We start from the raw sequence: 21,140 nt of genomic DNA, 5'->3' as shown, positions 1-21,140 counted from the left end.
TCCGACTCCCACCTCTGGCGGCACATTGTTGCAGCTCAGTGGTCCGGTCTGCCCCGCACCTTGTGTGCTGGGGGCGACTCGCCTCGATGGTGAGCGATGAGCGTGCAGCTCCGGCTGCCGGTTCGTCGGGCCGGTCGGTAATCGGACCCCGCGTGGAGCTTCGGCGCCGCTGCGGGGTCTTTTCGTCGAGGAATATCGGGCCCACGTGCTGCGGCGCGGTCAACAGACCGCACCGCTCTACCTAGGAGGCCCCATCAGCGCTGAGACCCGCATCAACGAACGCATCCGAGTTCCCGAGGTCCGACTCGTCGGACCGGGTGGTGAACAGGTCGGAATCGTGCGTGTTGAAGATGCACTCCGCCTGGCATACGAAGCCGACCTCGATCTGGTCGAGGTGGCCCCCGACGCCCGCCCGCCCGTGTGCAAGATCATGGACTACGGCAAGTTCAAGTACGAGGCCGCGCAGAAGGCGCGCGAATCGCGCAAGAACCAGCAGCTGACCGTGATCAAGGAGCAGAAGCTCCGGCCGAAGATCGACGACCACGACTACGAGACCAAGAAGCGCAACGTCGTTCGCTTCCTCGAAGCCGGGTCGAAGGTCAAGGTCACCATCATGTTCCGTGGCCGCGAGCAGTCGCGTCCGGAACTCGGATTCCGGTTGCTGCAGCGTCTGGGTGCCGATGTGGCCGATCTCGGTTTCATCGAGACCTCGCCCAAGCAGGACGGCCGCAACATGACGATGGTGCTGGCCCCGCACAAGGGCGCGAAGACCCGAGTGAAGGCCCAGGAGGCCGCGCAGGCCCCGCAGGCCAAGGCCGCACCGCGGCCGACCCCCGCGTCCGCCGCGGAGCCCGCTGCTCCCGCGCCCGCACCGGCCGAGGACCAGCCGGCCAGCGATCAGAGCGACGCGCAGACCAGCTAGCCGCTCGGCAGCACAGCCGGTGCTGTACGAGCACGACGTCCCCGAACAACCGGAAGAACTGAGGACTCCATGCCCAAGTCGAAGACCCACAGCGGCACCGCGAAGCGATTCAAGGTGTCCGGCAGCGGGAAGATCCTGCGCCAGAAGGCCGGCCGCCGCCACCTGCTCGAGCACAAGTCCTCGCGCGTGACCCGCCGCCTCGACGGCACCGCCGTCGTCGCCGCCGTCGACGCGCCGCGCATCAAGCGCCTGCTCGACATCTGAGCTTTCCCGACCGACCATCCCGGGGGCGAGTACCTGCCCCCCGAAACTGACAGGACATATCAGTGGCACGCGTGAAGAGGGCAGTCAACGCCCAGAAGAAGCGCCGTTCGATTCTCGAGGCTTCCAAGGGCTACCGCGGGCAGCGCTCGCGGCTGTACCGCAAGGCCAAGGAGCAGCAGCTTCACTCGCTGACCTACGCCTACCGCGACCGTCGTGCGCGCAAGGGTGACTTCCGCAAGCTGTGGATCAGCCGCATCAACGCCGCTGCCCGCGCCAACGACATCACCTACAACCGGTTCATCCAGGGCCTCAAGGCCGCCGGTGTCGAGGTCGACCGCAAGATCCTCGCCGAGCTCGCCGTCTCCGACGCCGAGGCGTTCGCGGGCCTGGTCGCCGTCGCGAAGGCCGCCCTGCCGGCCGACGTGAACGCTCCGGCAGCCTGAGCAGCACACTGAACGACACGACAGCACAGCAACGACCCGTGGATCCGCTCACCGAGCGCACACCACGGGTCGTTTCTGCTGTGAAACTGCTGCGCACCGCCGAACGCCGCAAGACCGGCCGATTCCTGGCGGAGGGGGAGAACTCGGTCGCCGAGGCGCTCGACACCGCGACCGTCCACGAGGTGTTCGTCACCGCCGCCGCCGCTGCCCGCTACCCGGGTCTGCTCGACGCCGCGCACCGTCGCCGCGTCCACGTCTCGCTCGTCACCGATCGTGCCGCCGAGCGCCTGTCGGACACCGTCACCCCGCCGGGTGTCGTCGCCGTGTGCGACCTGCTCGACGTGCCGCTCGACCGGGCGCTCTCCCCGCAGGCCCGGCTTCTCGCGGTGCCCGTCGCGGTCGGCGAGCCCGGCAACGCCGGAACCGTGATCCGGGTTGCCGACGCCGTCGGCGCCGACGGTGTGATCCTCGCCGGCGACAGCGTCGACCCGCACAACGGCAAGTGCGTGCGCGCGTCTGCGGGCAGCGTGTTCCATCTGCCGGTGGCCCGGGAACGCGACACCGACCGGGTGCTCGGCGCACTCGCCGAGGCCGGTCTGCAGGTGCTCGCCACCGCCGCCGACGGCGAAGTGGATCTCGACGACGCCGACGAGCTGCTCGCCGCGCCCACCGCCTGGCTGTTCGGCAACGAGGCACACGGACTGGACCCGCAGATCGCCGCACGCGCCGATCATCGGGTGCGGATCCCGATCCGGGGTCGCGCCGAGTCGCTGAACCTGGCGACCGCCGCGTCGATCTGCCTGTATGCCAGCGCGCGGGTGCAGCATCGCGTGCACGGACCCATCGCCTAGGATTTGTGTGTTGTGCTGCCGGGATCCGGTCCCGGCAGTACCCGAATGAAACGTTCGCCGGAAGAAGGAGTTGCACCGGTCGTGGCCAAGAATGAGGGCGGCACCCCGCCGGCAGTGGACCCCAGCGCGCTGACCGAGGAAGCGCTCGCCGCCGCCGAGAAGGCCGCGCAGGAGGCTTTCGCCGCCGCCACCGACCTCGATGCGCTCGCGCAGGCGAAGATCGAGCACCTCGGCGACAAGGCGGCCGTCTCGCTCGCGAAGCGGGCGCTCGGTTCGCTGCCCGGAAACGAGCGCGCCGACGCAGGCAAACGGGTCAACGCCCACCGCACCGCCGTGCAGGCGGCGTTCGACGAGCGGAAGGCGCAGCTGCAGGCCGAGCGCGACGCTGCGGTCCTCGTCGCCGAGGCGATCGACGTGACCCTGCCGGCGAGCCGCGGCGCGGCCGGTGCCCGGCACCCGATCACCATCATCTCCGAGCAGGTCTCCGACGTGTTCGTCGCGATGGGCTGGGAGGTCGCCGAGGGTCCCGAGGTCGAAACCGAGCACTTCAACTTCGACGCCCTGAACTTCCTGCCGGACCACCCGGCGCGGACCATGCAGGACACCTTCCACATCGCCCCTGAGGGTTCGCGGCAGGTGTTGCGCACCCACACGTCGCCGGTGCAGGTGCGGACCATGCTGTCCCGCGAGATCCCCATCTATGTGGTGTGCCCGGGGCGCACGTTCCGCACCGACGAGCTCGACGCCACCCACACCCCGGTGTTCTCGCAGATCGAGGGTCTCGCGGTCGACAAGGGCCTGACGATGGCGCACCTGCGCGGCACCCTCGACGCGTTCGCCCGCGCGCTGTTCGGTCCGGACACCCGTACCCGCATGCGGCCGAACTACTTCCCGTTCACGGAACCGTCCGCCGAGGTCGACGTGTGGTTCCCGAACAAGAAGGGCGGCGCCGGCTGGGTGGAGTGGGGTGGCTGCGGCATGGTCAACCCCAACGTGCTGCGGGCCTCCGGCATCGATCCCGACGTGTACACCGGGTTCGCGTTCGGAATGGGACTCGAACGGACCCTGCAGTTCCGCAACGGCATCTCCGACATGCGCGACATCGTTGAAGGCGACGTGCGGTTCACGCTGCCGTTCGGTGTGCAGGGCTGACGCCCGCCCCGAACCCGACAACTCCCGAGAATCGAACGAACGAGAAAGCTGAACTCACGTGCGAGTAGCGCAGTCCTGGCTGACCGAGATCCTGCAGCGTTCCACCCCGGAGTGGAATGTCACCGCCGAGGAACTCGATGCGGGATTCGTCCGGGTCGGTCTCGAGGTGGAGGAGGTCGACACCCTCACCCGCATCGACAACCTCGTCGTGGGCCGGGTCGTCGAGATCACCGAGCTCACCGAATTCAAGAAGCCGATCCGGTTCTGCCGGGTCGACGTCGGTGAAGCCGAGCCGCGCGGCATCGTGTGCGGCGCCCGCAACTTCGCCGAGGGTGACCTGGTCGTCGCTGCGCTGCCCGGCGCGGTGCTGCCCGGCGATTTCGTCATCGCGACCCGCAAGACCTACGGCCAGGTGTCCGACGGCATGATCTGCTCGATCGCCGAACTCGGCATCGGCAAGGACCACTCGGGCATCCTCGTGCTCGAGGAGGGCAGCGCGGTGCCCGGCACCGACGCCAACGACCTGCTCGGCCTCGGCGACACCGTCATCGAACTGAACATCACCCCGGACCGCGGCTACTGCTTCTCGGTGCGGGGCCTGACCCGCGAACTCGCGTGCGGCTTCGACCTCGAGTTCTCCGATCCGGCGCAGGTGACCCCAAATCCGGCGGACGGCGAGGCGTACCCGATCCGGCTCGAACCCGAGTCGGGTGCCACGCGGTTCGCCGCGCGCCGGGTCACCGGCATCGACCCGGACGCGGTGTCGCCGTGGTGGCTGCAGCGGCGCCTGCTCACCGCCGGGGTGCGCCCGATCAGCCCGGCCGTCGACGTCACCAACTACGTGATGCTCGAGCTCGGTCAGCCGCTGCACGCGTTCGACGCGGCGACCCTGCAGGGTGAGCTCGTCATCCGCCGGGCTCGCGCGGGGGAGAAGCTCACCACCCTCGACGGTGTCCAGCGCGACCTCGACCCGGAGGACGTCGTCATCGCCGACGACTCCGGTGTCGTCTCCCTGGCCGGCATCATGGGCGGCGCCACCACCGAGGTCGGCGACACCACCACCGACGTGCTGCTCGAGGCCGCCACCTGGGATCCGCTGGCGGTGTTCCGCGGCAACCGCCGGCACAAGCTCTCCAGCGAGGCCGGTAAGCGCTTCGAACGCAACGTCGACCCCGAGGTGGCGTTGCCCGCGCTGGACCGGGCGGCGTCGCTGCTGGTGGAGATCGCCGGTGGCCGGGTCGAGCCGCTGCTGACCGACGTGTCGATCCCGGTCGAGCCCGTCTCGATCCGCATGGACATCGACCTGCCGGACCGGGTCGCCGGGGTCGCCTACCCGAACGGCACCGCCGCGCGTCGGCTCACCCAGATCGGCTGCGCCGTCGAGGTCGGGGTCGGGGTGGACGGGCACGGTCAGCTCATCGTGACGCCGCCGTCGTGGCGGCCGGACCTGCGTCAGCCCGCCGACCTGGTCGAGGAGGTGCTGCGGCTGGAGGGCCTCGAGCAGATCCCGTCGGTGCTGCCCGCCGCCCCGGCCGGGCGCGGCCTGACGCCGTCGCAGAAGCGCCGCCGCGCGGTGGGCCGGGCGCTGGCCTCCGACGGATACGTCGAGGTGCTGGCGCCGGTGTTCCTGCCCGCGCACGTCTTCGACACGTGGGGTCTGGACGTCGACGACCCGCGCCGCACCACCACCAGGGTGCTCAACCCGCTCGAGGCGGATCGTCCCGAACTCGCTACGACGCTGCTGCCGGGGCTGCTCGAGGTGCTGTCGCGCAACGTCGCTCGCGGCCAGCGGGACCTGTCGCTGTTCTCGATCGCGCAGGTCGTGCTGCCCGGCGCCGAGACGCGCGCGGTCGAGGCGCTGCCGGTGGATCGTCGACCCACCGACGAGCAGATCGCCGTGCTCGAAGGATCGTTGCCGAAGCAGCCGGTACACATCGGTGGTGTGCTCTGCGGCCTGCGTGAGCCTGCCGGTCCGTGGGGCGGCGGTCGCGCCGCCGACGCCGTCGACGCGTTCGCGGCGGCCGACACGGTCGCGGCGGCCGCCGGGGTGCGACTCGAGCGTCGAGCCGCCCGGTACCTGCCGTGGCATCCGGGCCGCTGCGCCGCGCTGCTCGTCGACGGCGAGGTCGTCGGACACGCCGGTGAACTGCATCCGGCGGTGATCGAGCGTGCCGGACTCCCGGCACGGACCTGCGCATTCGAGCTGAATCTCGATGCGCTGCCGATCGTCGAGTCGCTGCCCGCTCCGGCCGTGTCGCCGTTCCCACCGGTGCTGCAGGACGTCGCGGTCGTCGTCGACAAGGCGGTGCCCGCGGCGATCGTCGAGGCCGCGTTGCGTGCCGGGGGCGGTGATCTGCTCGAGGACGTGCGCCTGTTCGACGTGTTCGAAGGCGCCCAGGTCGGGGAGGACCGCAAGTCGCTCGCGTTCGCGCTGCGTTTCCGCGCCCCGGATCGGACACTCACCGAGGACGAGGCGAGCGCGGCGCGGGATGCCGCCGTGGCTTCCGCGTCGGCTGCCGTGGGAGCGCAACTGCGCGGATGATCGTCGGATGGGCACGTACCGGACGGTCGGTGTGCGTGCCCATCCTCGTGACCGGATCGCGACCCGGCACGGTCGAACTTGTTGCAGCGGCGGAGGCCGGTGACGGAGACCGGCGACGTAGCCTGGAGACATGACCACGGACCCGACCGACCCCGACCGTGCTCCCGACCCCGAGCGGCCCGATCATCCCGTGCCGGATGTGACTCCGGCCGAACCGAATTCTCCGACCGTACCGGACGTGCCGCCGGGCCCGGACATTCCGGACGTGACGCCCGCCGATCCGGAGCCGGAGGTCGAACCGTCACCGTCGGTGCCCGACGTGACCCCCGCCGAAGGGGTGGTGCGCGCACCGTCGATCGAGGAGGTCACCGGCTACACCGAGGGCGGAGTGCCCACCTTCGATGCGGTCCGGGACAAGATCGAGAAGCGGCTCGGCACCGCGATGGGTGCGGAGGAACTCGCTCGGGAGACCGAACCCGCGCGCACGCTCGAGGAGGAGTTCGAGGACAGGAAGAAGGCCGCCGCGGACAAACTCGCCGAGATCCGGCGATCGATGACCTCGTGACCCGCCGCCCGCCCGCCGTCCGTTCCCGTTCGTCCGAGCGAATGTACCGCTGGCTCGGTTGAAGGAGCCGAACGATACATTCGCTCGGGTGGGGACGGGTGGTTCGACGACCCGCGAATGAATAAATTTGCATCGCCGTGCATAATGAATCGTATGGGTAACTCACCGGCATTCACGGCGACGCCGCAGTCGCCGATTCGGGTCGCGGTGGCGGGTGCCAGCGGCTATGCGGGCGGCGAAGTCCTGCGCCTGCTCCTCGGGCACCCCGCCTACCAGGACGGCTCCCTCGTCATCGGCGCACTGACCGCCGGCGGCAACGCCGGCGCCACCCTCCGCGAGTTCCATCCGCATCTGCTGCCCCTCGCCGATCGCGTGCTCGGCGCCACCGACCTCGACACCCTCACCGGTCACGACGTCGTCTTCCTCGGCCTGCCGCACGGTCACTCGGCGGTCATCGCCGAGCAGCTCCCCGACACCACCGTCGTCATCGACTGCGGCGCCGACTTCCGGCTCGAGTCCAGCGCAGACTGGCAGCGCTGGTACGGCGGCGAGCACGCCGGCACCTGGCCCTACGGCATGCCGGAACTCCCCGGCAAACGGGAGCGGCTCGTCGGTGCCACCCGCATCGCGGTGCCCGGCTGCTACCCGACGTCTGCGTCGCTCGCCCTGGCCCCGGCGGTCGCCGCCGGCATCGTCGAACCGAAGGTGCAGATCGTCGCCGTCTCCGGGACCTCCGGCGCCGGCAAGTCCCCCAAGGTCGACCTCCTCGGCTCCGAGGTGATGGGCTCGGTCCGCGCCTACGGCATCGGCGGCGTCCACCGGCACACCCCGGAGATCAAGCAGAACCTCTCCGCCCTCGCCGGCACCGAGGTTTCCGTCTCCTTCACCCCCGTCCTGGCCCCCATGCCGCGCGGCATCCTCGCCACCTGCACCGCACCGACCACCGCGACCGCGGACGAAGCCCGCGCCGTCTACGAGAAGGCCTACGCCGACGAGCCGTTCGTGCAACTGCTGCCCGAGGGTGTCCTGCCGGCCACCGGCTCGGTGGTCGGCTCCAACGCCGTGCAGATCGCCGTCACCGTCGACGCCGACGCCGGCCTGCTCGTCGTCGTCGCCGCACTCGACAACCTGACCAAGGGCACCGCCGGAGCAGCGGTGCAGTCCATGAACCTGGCGCTCGGCCTGCCCGAGACCGCCGGCCTGTCCACCGTAGGAGTGGCCCCGTGACCGACCCGACCTCGCCCGCTGCGGACCCGCACGCCGAGCACGTCTACGCCGACGCCGTCGAGATCGCCGGCGGGCGGCTCATCCGCACCCAGGGCGTGACCAGCCCCGCCGGTTTCCGGGCCGCCGGGATCCGGGCCGGCATCAAGGCCAACGGCAACCCCGACCTCGCACTCGTCTTCAACGAAGGCCCCGGCCTCGCCGCGGCCGGTGTCTTCACCACCAACAAGGTCAAGGCCGCGCCGGTCCTGTGGTCCCAACAGGTCCTCACCGCCGGCGCGTTGCGCGCGGTCGTCCTCAACTCCGGCGGCGCCAACGCGTGCACCGGCCCGGGAGGCTTCCAGGACACCCACGCGACCGCCGAGGCGCTCGCCTCCGCGCTGAGCAACTGGGGCACCGAAACCGGTGCCGGCGAGATCGCGGTGTGCTCCACCGGCCTCATCGGCGACCGGCTGCCCATGAACAAGGTCCTCACCGGTGTGGACGAGATCGTCCACGAACTCGCCGGTGGTATCTCGGGAGGCACCGACGCCGCGCACGCGATCATGACCACCGACACCGTCCCCAAGCAAGCCGCGCTGCACCACGCCGACAAGTGGAACGTCGGCGGCATGGGCAAGGGTGCCGGCATGCTCGCCCCCGCGCTCGCCACCATGCTGGTCGTCCTCACGACGGATGCGGTCGCGACCGCCGCCCAGCTCGACGAAGCACTGCGCCACGCGACCCGGCAGACCTTCGACCGGCTCGACATCGACGGCGCCACCTCCACCAACGACACCGTGCTGCTGCTCGCCTCCGGGGCCAGCGGCATCACCCCCGCCCAGGACGAACTGAACGCCGCGGTCCTCGCCGTGTGCGACAGCCTCGCCGACCAGATGATGGCCGACGCCGAAGGCGTCACCAAGCGCGTCACCGTCACCGTCCGTGGCGCCGCCAGCGAATCCGACGCCCTCGTCGGTGCCCGCACCGTCGCCCGCGACAGCCTCGTCAAGACCGCACTGTTCGGATCCGATCCGAACTGGGGGCGCGTCCTCGCCGCCATCGGCATCGCCCCGATCGAACTCGACCCGAACAAGATCTCGGTGACCTTCAACGGCAGCCCGGTGTGCACCGACGGCGTCGGCGCCCCCGGAGCCCGCGACGTGGACCTGTCCGGCATCGACATCGCCCTCGACATCGACCTCGGCATCGGCGACGCCGAGGTGTCCATCCGCACCACCGACCTTTCGCACGCGTACGTCGAAGAGAACTCGGCGTACTCGTCGTGACGGCACAGAACGTGACGGGAGACGACATGCTCGAGGACCTCATCGCGAGCCTCACCTCGCACCAGAAGGCGTTCGTGCTCGCCGAGGCGCTGCCCTGGCTGCAGAAATTCCGCGACAAGATCGTCGTCGTCAAGTACGGCGGCAACGCCATGATCGACGACGACCTCAAGTCGGCGTTCGCCGCCGACATGGCGTTCCTGCGCACCGTCGGCATCCACCCGGTCGTCGTACACGGCGGCGGACCCCAGATCAACGCCATGCTCGAGCGCCTCGGCATGACAGGGGAGTTCCGCGGCGGATTCCGCGTCACCACCCCCGAAGTGATGGACGTCGTGCGGATGGTGCTGTTCGGTCAGGTCGGCCGCGAGCTCGTCGGGCTGATCAACAGCCACGGACCGTACGCCGTCGGTATCTCCGGCGAGGACGCCCGGTTGTTCACCGCGACCCGCCGCACGGTCGTCGTCGACGGCGAGGACACCGACATCGGGCTGGTCGGCGACGTCACCACCGTCGACCCGGCCGCCGTCCTCGACCTCATCGCCGCCGGACGCATCCCAGTCGTGTCCACGATCGCACCGGACGCCGACGGGATCGTGCACAACATCAACGCCGACACCGCCGCGGCCGCGCTCGCCGAAGCGCTCGGCGCCGAGAAACTCGTCGTCCTCACCGACGTCGAAGGGCTCTACACCGACTGGCCCGACCGCAGTTCGCTGACCTCGCGGATCGACACCACCGCGCTCTCGGCGCTGCTGCCCTCCCTCGACACGGGGATGGTCCCGAAGATGGAAGCCTGCCTGCGCGCCGTGCAGGGCGGCGTCCCCACCGCGCACGTCATCGACGGCCGCCAGCCGCACTCCGTCCTGCTCGAACTGTTCACCGAGGAGGGCATCGGCACGATGGTGACCCTCACCCACCCCCAGACGCCCACCCCCACCCAGGAAGGCACAGCATGACCGGCACGTCCGACCTGCAGGAACGCTGGGCGCATTCGCTCATGCACAACTACGGCGTGCCGAAGGTCGCGCTCGTCGCCGGCGACGGCGCGATCGTCACCGACGCCGACGGCAAGCAGTACCTCGACCTGCTCGGTGGCATCGCCGTCAACAGCCTCGGTCACCGCCACCCGGCGATCATCGACGCGGTCACCGCGCAGCTGAACCAGCTCGGTCACGTCTCGAACCTGTACGCCTCGCCGCCGGTGCTCGAACTCGCCGAACGGCTGCTCGCGCACTTCGGCGAGGACACCACCCGTCGCTCCGCTCGCCCCGGCCAGGGCCGCGTGTTCTTCTGCAACTCCGGCACCGAAGCCAACGAGGCCGCCTTCAAGATCGCGCGGCTCACCGGCCGGCCCAAGATCATCGCCGCGGAGAGGGCGTTCCACGGACGCACCATGGGGGCGCTGGCCCTCACCGGCCAGCCCGAAAAGCGTGCACCGTTCGAACCCATGCCCCCCGGAGTCGAATTCGTCCCCTACGGCGACACCGCCGCTCTCGAGGCCGCCGTCGACGAGAACACCGCCGCTGTGTTCCTCGAACCGATCATGGGCGAGTCCGGCGTCGTAGTCCCGCCGGAGGGCTACCTCGCCGCGGCCCGGCGCATCACCGCCGACAAGGGCGCGCTGCTCGTCCTCGACGAGGTGCAGACCGGCATCGCCCGCACCGGCACGTTCTTCGCGCACCAGGCCAACGGGATCGTCCCGGACGTGATGACCCTCGCCAAGGGTCTCGGCGGTGGCCTGCCCATCGGCGCGGTCGTCGCCACCGGACCCGCCGCCGAGCTGTTCCAGCCCGGCAAGCACGGCACCACCTTCGGCGGAAACCCCGTGTGTGCCGCCGCCGCGCTCGCCGTGCTGCGCACCATCGACGACCAGAATCTCCTCGACCACGTCAACTCCGTCGGCAAGCACCTCGCCACCGGCATCGAGGAACTCGGACACCCGCTCGTCGACCGGGTCCGCGGTTCCGGCCTGCTGCTCGGCATCGTCCTCACCGAACCGAAGTCCGCCGCGGTCGAGACCGCCGCACGCGAGGCCGGGTACCTCGTCAACGGCGCCGCCCCCGACGTCATCCGGCTCGCCCCGCCCCTGATCCTCACCGAGGAACAGGCCGACGGGTTCGTCGCCGCACTGCCCGCGATCTTCGACACGGCCCTGCAGGAAGGAACGAGCTAACCCATGATCAGGCATTTCCTGCGCGACGACGACGTCACCCCCGCGGAACAGACACAGATCCTCGACCTCGCCGCCGAGCTCAAGAAGGCACCCCTGTCGCAGCGTCCTCTCGAAGGCCCGTACAGCGTCGCGGTGCTGTTCGACAAGACGTCCACGCGCACCCGCCTCTCGTTCGACGCCGGCATCGCCCAGCTCGGCGGTCACGCCATCGTCGTCGACGCCGGGTCGACCCAGATCGGCAAGGGTGAAACCCTCGAGGACACCGCCCGCGTCTTCTCCCGGTTCACCGAGGCCGTCGTGTGGCGCACCTACGGTCAGGACCGCCTCGAGGCGCTCGCCGCACACTCGACGGTCCCGGTCGTCAACGCACTCACCGACACCTTCCACCCCTGCCAGGTGCTCGCGGACCTGCAGACCATCCGCGAACACAAAGGCAGCCCCGCAGGCCTGTCCATGGCCTACTTCGGCGACGGCGCCAACAACATGGCCCACTCGCTGATGCTCGGCGGCGTCACCGCCGGCATGCACGTCACCATCGCCTCCCCGGCCGGGTTCGTGCCCGACCCCGACGTCGTAGCCGCGACCCGTGCCCGCGCCGAGGAGACCGGCGGCAGCGTTACCCTCACCGACGACCCGCAGGCCGCCGCGGCGGGCGCCGACGTGCTCGTCACCGACACCTGGGTGTCGATGGGGCAGGAGGACGACGGACTCGACCGCGACTCGGTGTTCCGGCCGTACCAGGTCAATGCCGAGCTCCTGGCCCTGTCGAAGCCCGATTCCATCGTGCTGCACTGCCTGCCCGCCTACCGCGGTCGCGAGATCACCGCCGACGTCCTCGACGGACCCCGCGCGGTCGTGTGGGACGAAGCCGAGAACCGGCTGCACGCCCAGAAGGCACTGCTCGTGTGGTTGCTCGAGCAGCGGGAGAACTGACCGTGAGTACCGCGGCGAGCCGACCCGAGGGAGCGACGGACCGTCCCGCCGCGTCCTCGGCCCCCACGCGCGCGGCGCGGCAGGCGCGGATCACCGCGCTCGTCGCAACCCGGGAGGTGCGCAGCCACACCGAACTGGCCGCGCTGCTCGCCGCCGAGGGCATCGAGGTGTCTACCGCGACGCTGTCGCGTGACCTCGAGGAACTCGGCGCGGTCAAACTCCGCGCCGCCGACGGTGGAGCCGGCGTATACGTCGTCCCGGAGGACGGCAGCCCCGTGCGCGGGGTGTCCGGAGGCACCGATCGACTGTCCCGCCTCCTCGGCGAATTGCTGGTCTCCACGGACCACAGCGGCAACATCGCGGTGCTGCGCACGCCCCCGGGGGCAGCGCACTATCTGGCCAGTGCACTCGATCGGGCATCATTACCTGAGGTGGTCGGCACGATCGCCGGGGACGACACCATCGCGGTGATCGCCCGCGAGCCGATGACGGGCGCCGAACTGGCCGCGAAAATCGAATCACTCGCCTGAACTACAACCAATAGACGTCAGTCGAATAAAGAAGGAGCGCAAGAACAATGGCCGATCGCGTCGTACTCGCCTACTCGGGCGGGCTGGACACCTCCGTTGCCATCAGCTGGATCGGCAAGGAGACCGGCAAGGAGGTCGTCGCCGTCGCCATCGATCTCGGCCAGGGCGGCGAGGACATGGAGGTGGTGCGTCAGCGCGCACTCGACTGCGGTGCCGTCGAGTCCGTCGTCGTCGACGCCAAGGACGAATTCGCCGACGAGTACTGCCTGCCCACCATCCAGGCCAACGCGCTGTACATGGACCGCTACCCGCTGGTCTCCGCGATCAGCCGGCCGCTGATCGTCAAGCACATCGTCAAGGCCGCGCGCGAGCACGGCGGCACCGTCGTCTCGCACGGCTGCACGGGCAAGGGCAACGACCAGGTCCGCTTCGAGGTCGGCTTCGGCGCCCTAGCCCCCGACCTGGACGTCATCGCCCCGGTTCGTGACTACGCCTGGACCCGGGAGAAGGCGATCTCCTTCGCCGAGGAGAACCAGATCCCGATCAACGTCACCAAGCGGTCGCCGTTCTCGATCGACCAGAATGTCTGGGGCCGCGCGGTCGAGACCGGCTTCCTCGAGGACCTGTGGAACGCGCCCACCAAGGACGTCTACGACTACACCCAGGATCCGACCCTCAACTGGAACACCCCGGACGAGCTGATCATCAGCTTCGAGGCCGGCAAGCCGGTCGCCATCGACGGCAAGCCCGTCACCGTCCTCGAAGCCATCCAGGAACTCAACAAGCGCGCCGGTGCACAGGGCGTCGGCCGCCTCGACGTGGTCGAGGACCGGCTCGTGGGCATCAAGAGCCGCGAGATCTACGAGGCCCCGGGCGCCATGGTGCTCATCACCGCGCACCAGGAACTCGAGCACGTCACCCTCGAGCGCGAACTCGGACGCTACAAGCGGCAGATGGAGCAGCGCTGGTCCGAGCTGGTCTACGACGGCCTGTGGTTCTCGCCGCTGAAGGAGGCCCTGGACACGTTCGTGCTCAAGACCCAGGAGAAGGTCACCGGCGACATCCGGCTGTTCCTGCACGGCGGCGCGATCACCGTCAACGGCCGGCGCAGCTCGCAGTCGCTGTACGACTTCAATCTCGCCACCTACGACGAGGGCGACAGCTTCGACCAGTCGTTCGCGAAGGGCTTCGTCAACATCCACGGCCTGTCGTCCAAGGTCGCCGCGAAGCGCGATCTGGGCCTGTAACGGTGACCGCGCACGACGCCGGAGGCGTCCAGGCACACGGCACCAACGAAGGTGCCCTGTGGGGCGGCCGGTTCGCATCCGGACCGGCCGCCGCCATGGCGGCACTGAGCAAGTCCACGCACTTCGACTGGGCACTCGCCCCGTACGACGTGCGCGCCTCCCAGGCGCACGCGAAGGTCCTGCACCGGGCCGGGCTGCTCAGCGACGACGACCTCGCCACCATGCTCGACGGCCTCGACCGGCTCGCCGCCGACGTCGCCTCCGGGGCATTCGTTCCCGCCGAGTCCGACGAGGACGTCCACGGTGCCCTCGAACGCGGCCTCATCGACCGGGTCGGACCGGAGGTCGGCGGGCGCCTGCGAGCCGGTCGGTCCCGCAACGACCAGGTCGCCACGCTGTTCCGGATGTGGCTGCGCGACGCCGCGCGGCGCATCTCCGAGGGCGTGCTCGACGTCGTCGAGGCCATCGCGAATCAGGCGGCCGCGCACCCGCAGGCGGTCATGCCGGGTAAGACGCACCTGCAGGCGGCACAACCGGTCCTGCTCGCGCACCACCTGCTCGCGCACGCGCACCCGCTGCTGCGTGACGTCCAGCGGCTCCGGGACTTCGACAAGCGTGCCGCCGTGTCCCCGTACGGGTCCGGCGCCCTCGCCGGGTCGTCGCTCGGGCTCGACCCCGACGCGATCGCCGCCGAGCTGAACTTCGACTCGGCCGCCGACAACTCGATCGACGCGACCAGTTCGCGGGACTTCGCGGCCGAAGCCGCGTTCGTGTTCGCGATGATCGCCGTCGACCTGTCCCGTATGGCGGAGGAGGTGATCCTGTGGAGCACCCCCGAGTTCGGGTACATCACCCTCGCCGACGAGTGGTCCACCGGATCGTCGATCATGCCGCAGAAGAAGAACCCGGACGTCTCCGAACTCACCCGCGGCAAGGCCGGTCGTCTCATCGGCAATGTCACCGGTCTGCTCGCGACGCTCAAAGCGCAGCCGCTCGCATACAACCGCGACCTGCAGGAGGACAAGGAACCGGTGTTCGACTCGGTGGCGCAGCTCGAGCTGCTGCTCCCGGCGATCACCGGCCTGGTCGCGACACTGACGTTCCACACGGACCGGATGGCCGAGCTCGCACCCGCCGGATTCACCCTCGCGACGGACATCGCCGAGTGGATGGTGCGTCAGGGCGTGCCGTTCCGGGTCGCGCACGAAGCGGCCGGAGCCTGCGTCAAGGTCGCCGAAAGCCGCGGTGTGGGGCTCGAGGACCTCACCGACGGGGAACTCGCCGCGGTCGATCCCGCGCTCACCCCGCAGGTGCGTGAGGTGCTCACCGTGGAGGGATCCATCGCGTCCCGCAACGCGCGTGGGGGCACGGCCGGCGACCGCGTCGCCGAGCAGCTCGCCGGGGTCCGCGCGGCCGCGCAGGAGCTGAGGAACCAGGTTCGCGCCTGAGCGATCCGAGCAGGCCGGTTCGATCGACACCGAGTGTGACGCACACGGCGTTTCGAACCGGCCTGTGGCATACCGAGCGTGTGGCAGTCTGGGTCTTCTGGGCATGTCGGATTTCGTACGCGCGGCGGATGAGGTGCGGTTCGTGGGACTTGGCAGTGAATCGGTGATGGGGCCTCTGCGTCGCGTCGTGGCGGCGGCGCAGAACGGACTCGAGGTGATTCGGTTCGGCGGGCTCGAGACGGGGGCGACACCGTCGCCGTTCCAGGTCGTCGCGCGCACCCCGATGTACCGCCTGCGCCGCTACTTCCCCGAGGCCGACACCGCGGCGACGGGGATCCCGATCGTGCTGGTGCCGCCGATGATGATGTCGGCCGATGTGTACGACGTGACCCGCGACAAGGGCGCCGTGGGGATGCTGCACGCCGCCGGCCTCGATCCATGGGTCGTCGACTTCGGGTCCCCGGACCAGGAAGAGGGCGGCTGGCAGCGCACCCTCACCGATCACATCGTCGCCCTCGACGAGATCGTCGACCGGGTACACGACTACACGGGCCGGAACATCCATCTCGCCGGATACTCGCAGGGCGGCATGTTCTGCTATCAGGCCGCGGCATACCGGCGCAGTCGCAACATCGCGAGCCTGATCACGTTCGGCAGCCCGGTGGACACCCTGGCCGCGCTGCCGCTGGGTATCCCGGACGCCGTCGCTATCCGCGGCGCGGACTTCCTCGCCGACCACGTCTTCAACCGGATGGCGATCACCGGGTGGATGGCCCGCACCGGCTTCCAGTTCCTCGACCCGATCAAGACGGTGCGGGCCCGGCTCGAGTTCGTCATGCAACTGCACGACCGCGAAGCGCTGCTGCCGCGTGAACCACAACGCCGTTTCCTCGACACCGAGGGCTGGGTCGCCTGGTCGGGTCCCGCGGTCGCGGATCTGCTGCGTCAGTTCATCGCGCACAACCGGATGGTCAGCGGCGGGTTCGTCATCAACGACCGTGCCGTAACCCTCGCGGACATCACCTGCCCGATCCTCGCGTTCGTCGGCGAGGTGGACGACATCGGGCAGCCGCTCGCCGTACGCGGCATCCGCAAGGCATCGCCTCGCGCAGAGGTTTTCGAATACTGTTTGCGGGCAGGTCATTTCGGTCTGGTTGTCGGTACCTCCGCGGCGCAGCACACGTGGCCCGCCGTCGGGGAATGGGTGCTGTGGCGCGAGAAGCAGGGTGATCGACCGGTCGGAATCGTCCCGATGGCCGCGCCCGAACCGCATGCCGAAGGCGAGACAGGGGTGTCCGTCACCAGCCGGCTGACCCACACCGCCGCCACCATCGCCGAGGTCGGCGTGGAAGTCGGCAAGGGCATCGCCGAGATCGCCGCGGGCACCGTCCGCGGCGCTCGCGAACTGTCGGGTGAGGCCGCGCGGGCTCTGCCGCGGCTGGCCCGGCTCGGCCAGATCCAGCCGCGCACGCGGATCTCCGTCGGCAGTCTGCTGGCGGAGCAGGGACGCAAGGCCGCCGACCGCGAGTGCTTCATCTTCGACGACCGCGTCTACACCTACGCCGCCGTCAACCGCCGCATCGACAACGTCGTGGCGGGGCTCATCCACAGCGGCGTCCGCCCGGGCATGCACGTCGGTGTCCTCATGGAGACGCGCCCCAGCGCCATGGCCGCGGTCGCGGCGGTCTCCCGTATCGGCGGAGTGTCCGTGCTGCTGCCGCCCGGCTCCGACCTCGACGAGACACTACGGCTGGGTACCGTCGAGAAGATCGTCACGGACCCGGAGAACCTCCCGACCGCCGTCGCGACCGGCCTGCCCGCCCTCGTGCTCGGCGGCGGCGACCTACGCGACATCGACATCGAACCCGGCTCCGACGTCGTCGACCTCGAACGCCTCGACACCACCACGGTGGAACTGCCGGGGTGGTATGTGCCGGACCCGGGCACGGCCCGCGAACTCGGCTTCATCCTGTTCACCGGTCACGGCGACTCGCTCGAGATGAAGCTCATCACCAACCACAGGTGGGCACTGTCGGCGTTCGGTACCGCCACCGCCGCCGCCCTCGGCCGCGGCGACACCGTGTACTGCCTGGCGCCACTGCACCACTCCTCGGGACTGCTCGTCAGTCTCGGCGGTGCGCTCGCCGGCGGATCCCGCATCGCGCTGTCACGGGGACTGGACCCGGCACGGTTCAGCGACGAAGTGCACCGGTACGGCGTCACCGTCGTCACCTACACGTGGGCGATGCTGCGCGAGATCCTCGACAGCCCCTCGCTGCACATCGACGACATCCATCCGGTGCGCCTGTTTCTCGGATCCGGCATGACGCCCGGGCTGTGGCGGCGCACCATGGAGCGGTTCACGCCCGCGCAGGTTCTCGAGTTCTACGCCTCCACCGAAGGCGCGATCGTGCTGGCCAACGTCTCCGGCGCGAAGGTCGGGTCGAAGGGCCGGGCGCTGCCCGGCAGCGCCGACGTCCGGTTGGCTGCCTACGATCCGGTCGGCCGACGATTCCTCGAGGACGAGCGAGGCTTCGTCCGGGAGAGCGCGCCCGGCGAGGTCGGGCTGCTCCTCGGCCGTCAGAGCGCGACCACGGACATCTCCGCAGGAGTGATGCGTGGCGTGTTCGAGGCCGGTGACGCCTGGGTCCCCACCGAGAACCTGTTCCGGCGCGACACCGACGGCGACTTCTGGCTGCTCGACAACAAACGCACCGTCATCCTCACACCACACGGCCCCGTCTATGCGCAGCCCGTCGTCGACGCCCTCGGAGCGCTACCCCGAGTCGATCTCGTCGTCGCCTACGACGTGCGCGCCGGCGACGCCGACCTCGCCGTCGCGGCGTGCACACTGCGGGAGAACAAGGCACCGAGCGTCCTGGAGATCACCGCGGCACTCGACGCGCTTCCTCCCGCCGAACGCCCCGACGTGGTCCACGTGGTGCCGCACATCCCGCTCGGCCCCTCCTTCAGGCCCATCGCGGACACGCTGCGAGCGCAGGGTCTGCCGAAACCCACCGTGCGTTCCTGGTACGCCGATCCCGAGACGGGAACCTACAAGAGGTTCACCAAGGCGGTCGTCGCGCGACTGGAGGCGGGCATCGTCGATGCGGGTTCCACCGCGCGGTAGCCTGGTCCGGATCACATATCGCACTTCGAGAGGACAACGGTGGCTGTCGACCCCACGCTGTTGAGCATCCTGGCCTGCCCGCAGGACAAGGGGCCGTTGCTCCTCGTGGACGACGCGGTGCTCTACAACCCACGGTTGCGGCGCGCCTACCCCATCGAGAACGGCATTCCCGTCCTCCTCGTCGACGAAGCTCGTGACGTCACCGATGCCGAACACGACGACTACGTCGCGCGCGGGGTCGCGGGCTGGACGCAGGACTGACCGGCTGACCGGCGACGACTCGACCCGGCAGAACCCGCTCGCGGCGGTACGTCGAACGCCGCTCGCGGCGGTCGACCCGGTCATGGGCGCCCGCATGCTGCTCGGCGCGATCCTCAGCGTCGGCGACGTCGCACTGCGCATCACCGAGGTCGAGGCGTACGGCGGACCCGAGGACGGTCCCTGGCCCGACCCGGCGGCCCATTCGTATCGCGGTCGCACCACCCGCAACGCGGTCATGTACGGCCCGGCCGGACATCTGTACGTGTACCGCAGCTACGGCCTCCATCACTGCGCGAACATCTCGATCGGACCCGACGGGGTCGCGGGTGCGGCGCTGCTGCGCGGAGCGCAGGTCGTGTCCGGGGCCGAAACCGTCCGCGCCCGCCGGACCCCGGGCACCGCAGCTCCGAACCTGGCGAGGGGCCCGGGCAATCTCGCCGAAGCACTGGGCCTGACCCTGGCCGACAACGGCCTCGACGTGCTCGATGCGACATCGCGGGTGCGTCTGGACCTCGCTGCCGGCGACGTGACGGACTCGGTGCAGACCGGCCCCCGCGTCGGAATCTCGCAGGCGGCCGACCGGCCGTGGCGGCTGTGGATCCCCGGCGCAGTCGGCGTCTCGGCATACCGGCGGAGCCCGCGGGCGCCGGCCGCCGATCCCCGGATGGGATGATCGAGCGGTGACTGAGCACATTCTCGACGAACTGACCTGGCGCGGGCTCATCGCCCAATCGACCGACATCGACGCACTGCGCCGAGACCTCGACGCTGGTCCGCTCACGTTGTATGCCGGCTTCGATCCGACCGGGCCGAGCCTGCACGCCGGTCACCTCGTGCCGCTTCTCGCTCTCAAGCGATTCCAGCGCGCGGGCCATCGACCGATCGTTCTCGCCGGTGGCGCCACCGGCATGATCGGAGACCCCCGCGAGGTGGGGGAGCGAACGATGAATTCCGTCGATACCGTCGCCGAGTGGTCCGAACGCATCCGCAGTCAGCTCGAGCGGTTCGTCGACTTCGACGATTCCCCGACGGGCGCCGTCGTCGCCAACAACATGGACTGGACCGGACAACTCAGCGCGATCGACTTCCTGCGCGGAATCGGCAAGCACTTCTCGGTCAACGTGATGCTCGCGCGCGACACCGTCAAGCGCCGCCTCGAAGGTGACGGCATCTCGTACACCGAGTTCAGCTACATGCTCCTGCAGGCCAACGACTTCGTCGAACTGCGCCGCAAGTACGGCTGTGCGCTGCAGGTCGGCGGCTCCGACCAGTGGGGCAACATCATCGCCGGCGTCGAACTCAATCGACGCACCGACGGGGCGTCGGTGCACGCGCTCACCGTTCCGCTGGTGACCTCCGCCGACGGCAAGAAGTTCGGCAAGTCCACGGGCGGCGGCAGCCTGTGGCTCGATCCGGAGATGACCACGCCGTACGCCTGGTACCAGTACTTCGTGAACGCCGGTGACGCCGACGTCATCAAGTACCTGCGCTGGTTCACCTTCCTCGGTCAGGAAGAGCTCGCCGAACTCGAGGTCGCCACCGCGGAACGGCCGCAGGCACGCGAGGCCCAGCGCCGGCTCGCGGCGGAGATGACGACCCTCGTGCACGGCGAGGCGAACACCCGTGCTGTGGAACTGGCGAGCCGGGCACTGTTCGGTCGCGGCGAGCTCGCCGATCTCGACGAGGGCACCCTCGCGGCCGCGTTGGCCGAGGCGTCGATCGCCGAAGTCCGCGACGGCGAGTCGTCCACGATCGTCGACCTGCTCGTCGCGACGGGGCTGTGCGAGAGCAAGGGCGCGGCACGCCGCACGGTGAAGGAAGGCGGCGCGTCCGTCAACAACGGGCGTATCGCCGCGGAGGATTGGACACCGGGCGAGTCGGATCTCCTGCACGGGCAGTGGCTGGTCGTCCGGCGAGGCAAGCGGAACTTCGCCGGCGTGCGCGTCCTGCGGGACTGACCAGCCTCGACCGTTACGGCTGACGGGCCGTTGACCTGCGGATTTGACGGCCCGTTAGCGGAGGCGTAACTTAGTCGTCGTTCGAGCGACAGGGACACAGACCCGGACCGGAAGGTACGGGCAACTTTAGTGCCCCGAGATGATCGAACACCCAGCAGAAGATCGTATCGATCCGAGAGATTTTGACTCGGTGAGGCGCCTCTGCTAGGTTGGAACAGTTGCCCCGGAA

The 21,140-nt window shown here is 69.8% G+C and carries 19 protein-coding genes; all 19 read left to right on the top strand.

Going from position 1 to position 21,140, the window contains the following annotated elements; all coding sequences use genetic code 11:
* Positions 1-208: 208 nt before the first annotated feature.
* The 19 genes from infC to tyrS all read left to right on the top strand — a co-directional run bounded on the left by infC (position 209) and on the right by tyrS (position 20,911).
* Positions 209-922 (top strand): translation initiation factor IF-3, encoded by a 714-nt coding sequence (gene infC, locus RZ1_RS24975; protein ID WP_169918115.1) that lies wholly within the window; start codon positions 209-211, stop codon positions 920-922.
* Between the two features lie 69 nt (positions 923-991).
* Positions 992-1,186, top strand: a complete 195-nt coding sequence (gene rpmI / locus RZ1_RS24970; RefSeq protein ID WP_068164069.1) for a 50S ribosomal protein L35 — start codon at positions 992-994, stop codon at positions 1,184-1,186.
* A gap of 62 nt (positions 1,187-1,248) precedes the next feature.
* Positions 1,249-1,629 carry a 50S ribosomal protein L20 gene (gene rplT / locus RZ1_RS24965; RefSeq protein ID WP_006553977.1) on the top strand — a complete coding sequence of 127 codons (381 nt, stop codon included), beginning with the start codon at positions 1,249-1,251 and terminating at the stop codon, positions 1,627-1,629.
* A 38-nt stretch (positions 1,630-1,667) separates the two neighbouring features.
* Entirely contained in the window at positions 1,668-2,480 is an 813-nt protein-coding gene (locus tag RZ1_RS24960; RefSeq protein WP_072815253.1) for a TrmH family RNA methyltransferase, read from the top strand.
* Positions 2,481-2,561: 81 nt separating this feature from the next.
* On the top strand, positions 2,562-3,632 hold the full coding sequence (gene pheS / locus RZ1_RS24955) for a phenylalanine--tRNA ligase subunit alpha (protein WP_072815252.1): 1,071 nt from the start codon (positions 2,562-2,564) through the stop codon (positions 3,630-3,632).
* Between the two features lie 58 nt (positions 3,633-3,690).
* A complete protein-coding gene (pheT, locus tag RZ1_RS24950; protein ID WP_072815251.1) occupies positions 3,691-6,174 on the top strand; it encodes a phenylalanine--tRNA ligase subunit beta in 2,484 nt (827 codons plus the stop codon).
* A gap of 130 nt (positions 6,175-6,304) precedes the next feature.
* Positions 6,305-6,739: a PspA/IM30 family protein gene (locus RZ1_RS24945; protein ID WP_072815249.1), complete on the top strand. Its 435-nt coding sequence runs from the start codon at positions 6,305-6,307 to the stop codon at positions 6,737-6,739.
* Positions 6,740-6,892: 153 nt separating this feature from the next.
* The gene (gene argC / locus RZ1_RS24940) at positions 6,893-7,966 is read left to right on the top strand and encodes an N-acetyl-gamma-glutamyl-phosphate reductase (RefSeq protein ID WP_072815247.1); all 1,074 of its coding nucleotides are present in this window, start codon (positions 6,893-6,895) and stop codon (positions 7,964-7,966) included.
* Between the two features lie 62 nt (positions 7,967-8,028).
* Positions 8,029-9,231, top strand: coding sequence for a bifunctional glutamate N-acetyltransferase/amino-acid acetyltransferase ArgJ (argJ, locus tag RZ1_RS24935; RefSeq protein ID WP_238072370.1), 1,203 nt, complete (start codon positions 8,029-8,031; stop codon positions 9,229-9,231).
* A 26-nt stretch (positions 9,232-9,257) separates the two neighbouring features.
* Positions 9,258-10,187, top strand: a complete 930-nt coding sequence (gene argB / locus RZ1_RS24930; RefSeq protein WP_072815283.1) for an acetylglutamate kinase — start codon at positions 9,258-9,260, stop codon at positions 10,185-10,187.
* A complete protein-coding gene (locus RZ1_RS24925) occupies positions 10,184-11,404 on the top strand; it encodes an acetylornithine transaminase (protein WP_072815245.1) in 1,221 nt (406 codons plus the stop codon). Before argB ends, RZ1_RS24925 begins: the two co-directional genes overlap by 4 nt.
* Positions 11,405-11,407: 3 nt before the next feature.
* Positions 11,408-12,337, top strand: a complete 930-nt coding sequence (gene argF / locus RZ1_RS24920) for an ornithine carbamoyltransferase (protein WP_072815244.1) — start codon at positions 11,408-11,410, stop codon at positions 12,335-12,337.
* Between the two features lie 2 nt (positions 12,338-12,339).
* Complete coding sequence (locus RZ1_RS24915; protein ID WP_139281970.1) at positions 12,340-12,867, top strand: arginine repressor; 528 nt, start codon at positions 12,340-12,342, stop codon at positions 12,865-12,867.
* A gap of 47 nt (positions 12,868-12,914) precedes the next feature.
* On the top strand, positions 12,915-14,114 hold the full coding sequence (locus RZ1_RS24910) for an argininosuccinate synthase (RefSeq protein WP_072815242.1): 1,200 nt from the start codon (positions 12,915-12,917) through the stop codon (positions 14,112-14,114).
* Positions 14,115-14,116: 2 nt separating this feature from the next.
* A complete protein-coding gene (gene argH, locus RZ1_RS24905) occupies positions 14,117-15,562 on the top strand; it encodes an argininosuccinate lyase (RefSeq protein ID WP_072815240.1) in 1,446 nt (481 codons plus the stop codon).
* Between the two features lie 103 nt (positions 15,563-15,665).
* Positions 15,666-18,692 carry an AMP-binding protein gene (locus tag RZ1_RS24900; protein WP_083583908.1) on the top strand — a complete coding sequence of 1,009 codons (3,027 nt, stop codon included), beginning with the start codon at positions 15,666-15,668 and terminating at the stop codon, positions 18,690-18,692.
* Between the two features lie 39 nt (positions 18,693-18,731).
* Complete coding sequence (locus tag RZ1_RS24895; protein WP_068164102.1) at positions 18,732-18,953, top strand: Trm112 family protein; 222 nt, start codon at positions 18,732-18,734, stop codon at positions 18,951-18,953.
* A gap of 82 nt (positions 18,954-19,035) precedes the next feature.
* On the top strand, positions 19,036-19,626 hold the full coding sequence (locus RZ1_RS24890) for a DNA-3-methyladenine glycosylase (protein ID WP_072815238.1): 591 nt from the start codon (positions 19,036-19,038) through the stop codon (positions 19,624-19,626).
* Positions 19,627-19,633: 7 nt separating this feature from the next.
* Entirely contained in the window at positions 19,634-20,911 is a 1,278-nt protein-coding gene (gene tyrS / locus RZ1_RS24885; protein ID WP_072815237.1) for a tyrosine--tRNA ligase, read from the top strand.
* Positions 20,912-21,140 lie beyond the last annotated feature (229 nt).

Origin of the sequence: Rhodococcus zopfii NBRC 100606 = JCM 9919, assembly GCF_001895025.1 — a bacterium.
Taxonomy (GTDB): domain Bacteria; phylum Actinomycetota; class Actinomycetes; order Mycobacteriales; family Mycobacteriaceae; genus Rhodococcus; species Rhodococcus zopfii.
This window is presented reverse-complemented; position numbering and strand designations above follow the sequence as displayed.